The organism is Streptomyces sp. GC420, assembly GCF_009916105.1.
GTDB lineage: Bacteria > Actinomycetota > Actinomycetes > Streptomycetales > Streptomycetaceae > Streptomyces.
This window is the reverse complement of sequence record NZ_JAAAXQ010000344.1, coordinates 1-8543: the sequence shown is the minus strand read 5'-3', so window position 1 is coordinate 8543 and position 8543 is coordinate 1. Positions and strand designations below refer to the sequence as shown.

9 protein-coding genes and 1 tRNA gene are annotated in these 8543 nt (G+C 72.4%); 8 read left to right on the top strand and 2 right to left on the bottom strand.

The window, feature by feature from the left end:
* The 4 genes from GUY61_RS30460 to GUY61_RS30445 form a co-directional block, all read left to right on the top strand.
* Positions 1-989, top strand: a 989-nt coding sequence (locus tag GUY61_RS30460; RefSeq protein WP_208106660.1) for a helicase associated domain-containing protein, incomplete at its 5' end; no start/stop codon positions are given.
* Between the two features lie 401 nt (positions 990-1390).
* Positions 1391-1672 (top strand): HU family DNA-binding protein, encoded by a 282-nt coding sequence (locus tag GUY61_RS30455; RefSeq protein WP_166633474.1) that lies wholly within the window; start codon positions 1391-1393, stop codon positions 1670-1672.
* Between the two features lie 200 nt (positions 1673-1872).
* Positions 1873-2079 carry a cold-shock protein gene (locus tag GUY61_RS30450; protein ID WP_166633473.1) on the top strand — a complete coding sequence of 69 codons (207 nt, stop codon included), beginning with the start codon at positions 1873-1875 and terminating at the stop codon, positions 2077-2079.
* Positions 2080-2136: 57 nt separating this feature from the next.
* Positions 2137-2210 (top strand) — tRNA-Met (locus tag GUY61_RS30445).
* Between the two features lie 113 nt (positions 2211-2323).
* On the opposite strand, the gene GUY61_RS30440 is transcribed toward GUY61_RS30445, so the two are convergent.
* Complete coding sequence (locus GUY61_RS30440) at positions 2324-2746, bottom strand: hypothetical protein (RefSeq protein WP_166633472.1); 423 nt, start codon at positions 2744-2746, stop codon at positions 2324-2326.
* Between the two features lie 277 nt (positions 2747-3023).
* Between GUY61_RS30440 and GUY61_RS30435 the strand changes: the two genes are divergently transcribed.
* Entirely contained in the window at positions 3024-4580 is a 1557-nt protein-coding gene (locus tag GUY61_RS30435; protein WP_166633471.1) for a serine/threonine-protein kinase, read from the top strand.
* Here the strand turns inward: GUY61_RS30435 and GUY61_RS30430 are convergent.
* Positions 4529-5521, bottom strand: a complete 993-nt coding sequence (locus tag GUY61_RS30430) for a hypothetical protein (RefSeq protein ID WP_166633470.1) — start codon at positions 5519-5521, stop codon at positions 4529-4531. The two genes, GUY61_RS30435 and GUY61_RS30430, sit on opposite strands and share 52 nt — an antisense overlap.
* On the opposite strand from GUY61_RS30430, the gene GUY61_RS30425 reads away from it, so the two are divergent.
* The 3 genes from GUY61_RS30425 (at position 5487) to GUY61_RS39355 (ending at position 8484) form a co-directional block, all read left to right on the top strand.
* A complete protein-coding gene (locus GUY61_RS30425; protein WP_243766861.1) occupies positions 5487-6218 on the top strand; it encodes a hypothetical protein in 732 nt (243 codons plus the stop codon). The two genes, GUY61_RS30430 and GUY61_RS30425, sit on opposite strands and share 35 nt — an antisense overlap.
* Positions 6219-6403: 185 nt before the next feature.
* Positions 6404-6814: a hypothetical protein gene (locus tag GUY61_RS30420; RefSeq protein WP_166633468.1), complete on the top strand. Its 411-nt coding sequence runs from the start codon at positions 6404-6406 to the stop codon at positions 6812-6814.
* A 143-nt stretch (positions 6815-6957) separates the two neighbouring features.
* A complete protein-coding gene (locus GUY61_RS39355) occupies positions 6958-8484 on the top strand; it encodes a hypothetical protein (protein WP_208106659.1) in 1527 nt (508 codons plus the stop codon).
* The last annotated feature ends 59 nt before the right edge of the window (positions 8485-8543 follow it).

Below are 8543 nucleotides of genomic sequence, written 5' to 3'. Positions count from 1 at the left end.
TCTTCGACCGGCCCTTCCCCGCCGACACCATCGCCCAGGCGTTCCGGCTACGCGTCCTCCACCCCCGTGAAGCGTCCTTCCGCCGCGGCCTGGAAGCCGCCACCGCCTACCAGCAGACCCACGGACACCTCGACGTCCCCCGGCTCCACGACGACGAGAACGGCTTCGCACTGGGCCGCTGGATCAACCGCATGCGCAAGGCATACGCGGCCGGCACCCTCAAGCCCGCCCAGATCAAGGCCCTCGAACACCTCGGCATCATCTGGAACCTCCAGACCCAGGCCGCCGAACGCGGACTCCTCCACGCCCGCAACTGGGCCAACCGCCACGGACACCTCGCCGCCCCCACCGGCGAGATGGCCGGCGACTTCGCCCTCGGCCGCTGGCTCACCAACCGCCGAGCCGCCGCCCGCACCCGCGCGGACAACGGACTCGAACCCGACCCCACCGACACCGCGCTCACCGAGATCGACCCGTACTGGAACCCCGCCTGGCCCATCACCTGGCAGCGCCTCTACTACACCGCCCGCACCTACGCCGACGCGAGCATCGTCCTCGACGACCTCCCCGCCGACTTCGTCACCGACGACGACGAACCCCTCGGCGAATGGGTCCGCGCCCAGAGCACCGACTACAGCACCCTCCACCCCGAACAGCTCCAGCTCGTGCGCGAACTGGGCATCACCCTGATCGAACCCGCCGCCGCCGAACCGCCGCAGCCCACCGGCCGCGCCGCCCGCCAGCAGCGGCAGCTCGAGCAGGGCCTGGCGGCCGTCGCCGCCTTCCGCGACCGCGAAGGCCACCTCCACATCCGCCAACGCGACACCATCACCCTCGACGGCGAGGAGTACAAGGTCGGCCAGTGGCTCAAAAACCTCCGCAAACGCTGGGACGAGCTGCCCCCCGAACACCTCCAGGCCGTCACCGCCGCCGGCATCACCCGCCACCCGCAGCTGACCGCCGCGCCCGCAGCCAGCCCCGGCACCTGAACGAAACCCTCGCGGAAGATAGAGCCCGCAGGGGAGGCTCCCGGACGAGAAAGGCACGCCCCTCGATGCCCGTCGTGCACCTCGTCGCCAGCGACCTGGAACTTGTATGGGAACTGCGTACTTCCGCCGGAGCAGTAGGTCGCGTCGAGGCTTCGGACTCGCAGCGTGCCCGTTCCCCACTCCTCAGCCCGGGCTCGATCGCGGCGAACTGCGCGCCTGGCACGCACGCCACGGCTTCGTCCCCGCTCCTCTGACGGACGATCCGCACCGTATGCTGCGCACCGGGCGACCCGCCGCCGCACCGGGGCGCAGCGTTGTCCGACCCTGGTGACAGGATGGCGCCCAGAAGAGTCGCGTCTGCCCAGCGGCCGCGGCACCCCGAGCATCACGGAGCACCGCCCATGAACCGCAGTGAGCTGATCGCCGTCCTCGCAGAGCGTGCCGAGGTGACCCGCAAGGACGCCGACGCCGTGCTGGCCGCTTTCGCCGAGACCGTCGGCGAGATCGTCGCCAAGGGCGACGAGAAGGTCACCATCCCCGGCTTCCTGACCTTCGAGCGGACCCATCGTGCCGCTCGCACCGCCCGCAATCCGCAGACGGGCGAACCGCTTCAGATCCCGGCCGGCTTCAGCGTGAAGGTCTCCGCGGGCTCGAAGCTCAAGGACGCCGCGAAGGGCAAGTAGGCGCCTGCCTCCCGCGGGCAGCAGCCCAGCACTGAAGGCCCCGAGGCTCGCTGGGGAGCACAACGGCACGCCTCACCCCCGCGGGAGCCGGATTGGCCTCCCGCCAACGGGGGTAGAACGGACGCCGGACGCCCTCCGATGACGGAGAGCACCACCCATGACCGACCGGGAAGCACCCGGCGATTTCGAAGGACAGACGCATGGCCAGCGGCACCGTGAAGTGGTTCAACGCCGAGAAGGGCTTCGGCTTCATTCAGCAGGACGGCGGCGGACCGGACGTCTTCGCGCACTACTCCAACATCTCCGGCAGCGGATTCCGTGAACTCCTCGAAGGCGAGCAGGTCACCTTCGACGTGACCCAGGGCCAGAAGGGCCCCCAGGCCGAGAACATCGTCCGCCGCGGCTGACCCCGTTAAATGAGCGCCGCCCCGCGACAGCCACTGTGTAGAGTGTGGTCTCACCGACGCGGGGTGGAGCAGCTCGGTAGCTCGCTGGGCTCATAACCCAGAGGTCGCAGGTTCAAATCCTGTCCCCGCTACTCATCGAGGGGCCCGGATCCGTCCGGGCCCCTCGCCGTATCCGGACCCCGCACCGTTCCCGCGCCCAGCCGGACCTGCCTCACTCCAGCGACCGGGCGCCTCACCGCGAACGTCACTCCAGCGTCGGCGGAGGCCACAGGAGCCGGGCCCGGCCGTACCGGGCCCTGGCCGCATCCGCGGTCAGACCGTGCGGGCGCCCGATCTGCTCCCAGGTGGCGCTCACCTCGCGATCCGCGATCACCGCGCACCTGACCAGCTCGCTGGTCAGGTGACGGAAGTCCGCGGCCGCGGTGCTGTGCAGCCCGGCCGCGGCCCGCTCGTGCTCGACCGCGTCGGCCACCAGCAGTTCCAGGGCCTCGCACCGGGTCCGGATCTCCTGGGAGATCTGCAGCAGAGCGATCCGGGCCCGGAGGGCAGCTGCCGCCCGCCGCCGTTCCCGGTACGCCTCCTGCCGGCAGGAACGCGGACGAGGGCAGTACCGGCGCCGCCGACCACCGTGCAGCCCGGCGCCACACCACGCGCATCTGTCGTCCATATCCGAAGGATTCCCCCGGAATCCGATGACAGCACCGCGCGCCGTCCGGCAGCACGGGCGCCACCCGCCACACGCGCCCGCACAACCACAATCACGTGGCGCTGACCTGCAAAAACATCCCCTGGAATGCTGGACGCAGCCGCGGCGCCGGCATCGCTCCACCCAGCCCCGGCAAGGCGTTTTCGTATGCTGCGCCGCACCGCGGGCACGCCCTCGCCCGCGGTGCGCCTGGAGCCGGCCGGCCCCAGCGCCCGGACATGCAGGGCTGGAGGACTTGATGCGCGGCACGACGGTCGCCGGCCGGTACCGGCTGACGGAGCCGATCGGCAGCGGAGGCATGGGCACCGTGTGGCGCGCCGAGGACCTCCACGAGAGCCACGACGCCGCCCTCAAGATCATCCCGGTGGGGGAGGGGGACCCGGTACGGGAAGCGGCCTTCCGCCGCGAGGCACAGGTCGCCGCGCGCCTGTCCCACCCGAACGTCGTCGCTGTCCGGGACCATGGTGCTGCCGACCTCGACGGCTGCCGGATCCTCTTCCTGGCCATGGACCTCGTCGGCGGGCGGCCGCTGAACACGCTCACCGGCCGCCCGCTCCCCATCCCCCAGGCCCTGACCTGGGCGATCCATATCAGCCAGGCCCTGGAGGCCGCCCACCACCATGGCATCGTCCACCGCGACCTCAAGCCGTCCAACATCCTCCTCGACGAAGCGGCCGGCGGAACCGCGCGGCTGTGCGACTTCGGTATCGCCCGCCTGGCCGACGCCACCCACCACACCCTGACCGTGACCGGCGTCGCCATCGGCACCCCCGCCTACATGTCGCCCGAGCAGGCTCGCGGCGACACCACCCTGGGCGCGCCCAGCGACCTGTACTCGCTCGGCTGCCTCCTCCACGAGCTCCTCGCCGGCAGTGTCCCCTTCACCGGCACGGGATGGCAGGTCCTCAACCAGCACCTCAACACCGCGCCGGCCCCGCTGTCCACCCTGCGCCCCGGCGTCCCCCGCGAGCTCGAGCAGCTGGTCCTGGAGCTCCTCGACAAGGACCCCGACCGTCGGCCGACCGCGGTCGACACCCGCGCCCGCCTCACGCAGCTTCACGCGGCCCTGGCCGTCGCTGACGCACCCACAGCCGTGCCGACCCAGCGGCTGCCCACGCCCACCCTCGTCGCAGCCGTCCCCGACACCGCGGCCCAGGACTGCAGCAGCCCGAGGGCGGGCCGCACGGCCCTGTACGCGGGGGCTGTCACCGCTGCCGCGATCGCCGGTGAGCTCTCCCTGACCACGGCGCTCCCGAATACCTGGTCGGTCGCCCTCGGCGGCGCCGCCGGGCTGCTGCTCGCGGGCTCCTACTGCCTCGACCCGCCCCGGCCGCATGCCGCACAAGAGCTGCGGATCACGACCGCCGGCCTGCTGACCATGCTGATCCTGACCGGCGGCGCCGTCCTCGCGACGCTCATCGCAGCCCCTTCCCTCTGGGGGGCCGCCCTGGCGCTGGCCTTCATGGGCGGACCCGCGCTCGTCGGATGCGCCACGGGCGTGCGCCGTCTGATCGAGGGTGCCCTTCGGCGGCGTACGGGCTGGAGCGCTGACCTGGCCGCCACCGCCGGCGCCCTGCACACGACCACCCTGCTGCTTGCCGCCCATCACGCCGGCCTTTCGGCATTGGCCCTCGTCGGTGTCGGTGTCGTGCTGTGGCCGGCCGCCGCACTGCTGACCGCAGTGGTCACTCCCGGCCGGACCCGGCATGTAGCAGCGGATTCCGTCGAGGGAGAGAGGACGGCTCAGATCGGGCGGGCACCGAGCGGGCGGCCCCAGTCGGCGGTCGCGGCGTAGCGGTTGAGGACCTCGGTGATCCGGGGCGCGGCTTCCAGGTTGAGCCCGCCGGCGGTGACGGTGACGCGGTGGCACGGCGGGGGACGGCCCTCGGGGTTGTAGTCGGTGTACTTCCCGTCGTCGTGTCGCATGAGGTCGGGGACGACGTCGACGAGTCCGAAGGCCTGGAGCGCCTGGTGGGTCTCGAAGGCCTCGCGGGTCAGGCCGTAGGCCCCGGCACGCTCCGCTCCGGTGACGTAGGGCTCCTCGTGTTGGGGGTTCTGGTTGACGTCGAGCCACATCAGGTAGGCGGCGATCTCGCTGGGGGTCAGCAGATGCACCCAGCCGTGGCTGAAGAACTCGGTCGGGATGGCGATGCACGGCTCCTTCGCCGAGGGCACCCGGTAGGTGATGGGGGCGTTGTCCGTGCTCTGGCCGCTGTCGCACAGCAGGCTGAAGTCGCGGAACGGCTGGTATGCGCCGCGGTGCGGCAGGTCGAGCAGGTGCTGGTCGTTGAGGGTCTTGAGAGCCTCGGTGATCTGCCGGAGCTTGTTCGCCTTCGGGCTGGCGACGTATCCGGTGCCACCCCGGTGGCGGGCGAAGGCGCAGACCAGCCGTTCGAGAGAGAACGGCTGCTCGCGGCCGTGCTCGATGGGGAGGTTGCAGTGCCACTGCCGGCCGGGGGCCGCCTGGCACGCGGCGGCGAACAGCAGCAGCAGGTGCAGTCGGCCGGTGACCCCGCGCGGTGCGATCAGACGTCCGGCCGGGGGCCGCTTCTCGCGGGGCAGGCCGTTGCGCTCCGTCTCGACCTCGAGCGGAACGGAATGACGGAGATACGGGCGGCGGACACGGACCGCCGTGGGAGCGCGACCTGAGGCCGACAGCTCTTCGGCGGCCGCGGAGGCGTCCGCGACCATGCCGCTGCCGGTGAGCGCCGCCAGCGTCTCGCGCCGGGTCTTCACCGCCTTCTCGGCCGCCGCGGCCGCATCCCGAACGTGCCGGACCACGGCACCAAGCCCCGCCCGGCACAGCATCTACCTGAGCGCAGCCGGCGGCGACCCCGTCCGCGCCCTGGCACTGTACGAGTGGAACACGGCCCTGACCTGCGCGGTCCTGCGTGACCTGAGCCACTTCGAGATCGCTCTGCGTAACGCGTACGCCGGAGCGCTGGACGCAACCTGGACCGGTGCGACGCACTGGCTCGACGACCCGGCCAGCCCGCTTCGGGCCCCGCTGATCCGCGTCAAGAAGGGCGGCCGGCGCGGCCCGCGGCAGGTCGACATCAACGACAAGACTCGCAGCGCCATCGACAGCGCCCGCAAGCGCTACGGTCGCACGGCCCCGCCGGGGAAGGTCATCGCCGATCTGTCGCTGGGAGTGTGGCGGTACCTGTCCACCTCCGCCCACGAGAAGACACTGTGGGTGCCCCACCTCCACTTCGCGTTCCCTCCCGGCACCAACCGCGCGACGGTCGACCAGCTCATCGGTGACCTGCACGAGCTGCGCAACCGGGCGGCCCACTGGGAACCGCTGCTGACCGTCCCCGTCGACGTGCGGATGAAGGACCTGCTGACGGTCACCGGCCTGCTGGGTCCCGACCTCGCCGCCTACATCCAGCACTCCAGCCACGTCGTTCCGATGCTCGCCCAGCGTCCGTAACCGCCGGCGGCGCGGCGCAAGGCCCCTTCGTCTGACGCCGCGCCCCGACCGCGATTCACCGCACTCGTGGCCGGCCCGATCCCGACAGCTGGCGGACGATCCCGCCCGAACTCCCGGCCGCGGGCCCGGATCGGAAATACCGGAGCCCTGCGTGTCACCGGACCCCGGTCCGCCGTTCCCCACACATGACCGACGCCACCACCTTCACCGGCGAGACGATTCCCCGCGCCGTGATCGACCAGCTCCTGGCCACCGCCGACTGCACCACCGGCGTCCGCGCCCTCGCGAACAACACCCTCACCGAAGAAGCGGCCTACAAGTACGGTCTGGCCTACGGGCTGTCCGGGGGCCGCGACCTTCACGACGATGCCCACAGCGCCGGCCTCGACAACCTCCTCGGTCACGCGGTGCCCGCGGCCGTCGCCTTCGCGCTGCACCACCTCGGTGCACTGCTGCCCGACCTGACGAGCGAGCAGTGGGGGCGGCTCGATGCCGCCTCCATCGCTCTGCACTCCCGGATCTGCGAGGACCTGACCGGAGCGAACGGCACTGGCGACGATGCGTGCCCGCCCCTCGTACTCGAACCGGCGGACTGAGCCCCGGGCCGCCGGGCGGAGGCGGGCACCGGTTCCCACCTGCGGCAAGGCGGTCACCGGCGTCGATGTCAGTGCTCGCCCCTATGCTGCGCCGCACAGCGAGGCACGACCCCGCTCACCCTTGGAACGCGGGGAGTTGGACCATGGCGCGCACCGGCAGACCGCGGAAGGACCCCCGCGAGCCGGAAGAGATCATGCGGGCGGCGGGCCTGGAGCCGCTGGAGCCCTACCCCGGCAGCGCCGCCCCGTGGCGGTGCCGCCATACGGCGTGCGGGCGGGAGGTCACCCCCCGCCTGAGCAACGTCACCAAGGGACAGCGCGGCTGCGTGTACTGCTCCGGGCGGGCCCGGCTCGAGCCCGAGGCCGCGGCCGGCGTGATGCGGGCGGCCGGCCTGGAGCCCCTGGAGCCCTATCCCGGCAGTGACCGGAAGTGGCGGTGCCGCCACCTCGCATGCGGACGCGAGGTCACACCCACCTACGTCCGGATCAACTCCGGTGCCGGGCCCTGCCGGTGGTGCGCACCGAACGCGCCGGTCGACCCGGACGTTGCCGCGGCCGACATGCGGGCCGCGGGCCTGGAACCCCTCGCCCCGTACCCGGGAGTGGACACGCCCTGGCCCGTCCGCTGCCGGACGTGCGGAGAGCCCGGGACCCCCACGCTGGGTTCCATCCGGCAGGGGCAGGGCGGCTGTTACCCCTGTGGCCGGCGCAAGGCCAACGAGTCGATGCGCCACGACGCCGAGACCGCGGCCGCGGTGATGCGGACGGCGGGCCTGGAGCCGCTGGAGCCGTACCCCGGGACCGCGTTCCCGTGGAAGAGCCGCTGCGCCAAGTGCGGGGCCATCGTCTCCCCGCGCCTGGGTTCCCTGACCGGCCGGAGCCGGCGTCCGGCCTGCAAACGGTGCGCCGACCGGGCCAACGGTGCGGCACAGCGCCACGACGAGGACCTGGCCGTCGCCGAGATGCGCGAGCACGGATTCGAACCCCAGGAACCGTACCGCGGGGTCAAGTACCCCTGGCGGTGCCTGTGCCACGGCTGCGGCACCATCACCTCACCGGCCTTCGGATCCATCCTCGCCGGCCAGAGCGGATGCCGACGCTGCGCCGACCTCCGCGCCGCCGCCGCACGACGGGAAGACCCCGAGCGCGCCGCCGCCTCCATGCGCGAGGCCGGCCTCGAGCCCCTGGAGCCCTACACCACGACCATGACGCCCTGGCGCTGCCGCTGCACCACCTGCGGCCGCACCTCGACCCCCACCCTGTCCAAGATCCGCAGCGGCCGCAGATGCAAGTACTGCGCCCGCTTCGGCTTCGACCGCGCCGCGCCCGCCCGCGTCTACGTTGTCACCCACGCGCAGCACGGCGCCGTCAAGATCGGTGTCGCCGGCGCTCTCCAGCGCAACGACCGCATCGCCCAGCACCGCCGCCTGGGATGGACCCTGTTCTACGAACACCACGTGCCCACCGGCGACGACGCCCTGGCCGTCGAGCAGACGATCCTGCGGCGCCTGCGCGCCGCCGGGCACGGCGTCTTCCTCACCGCCGTCCAGATGCCCAATGGCTGGACCGAGACGTTCGACGCCGCCCGCGTGAGCGCCGCGCAGCTTCGGGACGCGATCCGAGAACACCAGACCACGCCGGCCCCTCCCGAGCCGCTGACCCTGTTCTAGCCGCCCGGCTGGGGCCGGGGAGCGAGCCAACCTCGGCGGGCCGGGGCGGCGATGGGGGT

Bases quoted from the DNA above. Each gene is read 5' to 3' on its own strand.
- GUY61_RS30450 (WP_166633473.1), top strand. From the start codon at position 1,873: ATGGCCAGCGGCACCGTGAAGTGGTTCAACGCCGAGAAGGGCTTCGGC.
- GUY61_RS39355 (WP_208106659.1), top strand. From the start codon at position 6,958: ATGGCGCGCACCGGCAGACCGCGGAAGGACCCCCGCGAGCCGGAAGAG.
- GUY61_RS30455 (WP_166633474.1), top strand. From the start codon at position 1,391: ATGAACCGCAGTGAGCTGATCGCCGTCCTCGCAGAGCGTGCCGAGGTG.
- GUY61_RS30440 (WP_166633472.1), bottom strand. From the start codon at position 2,746: ATGGACGACAGATGCGCGTGGTGTGGCGCCGGGCTGCACGGTGGTCGG.
- GUY61_RS30420 (WP_166633468.1), top strand. From the start codon at position 6,404: ATGACCGACGCCACCACCTTCACCGGCGAGACGATTCCCCGCGCCGTG.
- GUY61_RS30435 (WP_166633471.1), top strand. From the start codon at position 3,024: ATGCGCGGCACGACGGTCGCCGGCCGGTACCGGCTGACGGAGCCGATC.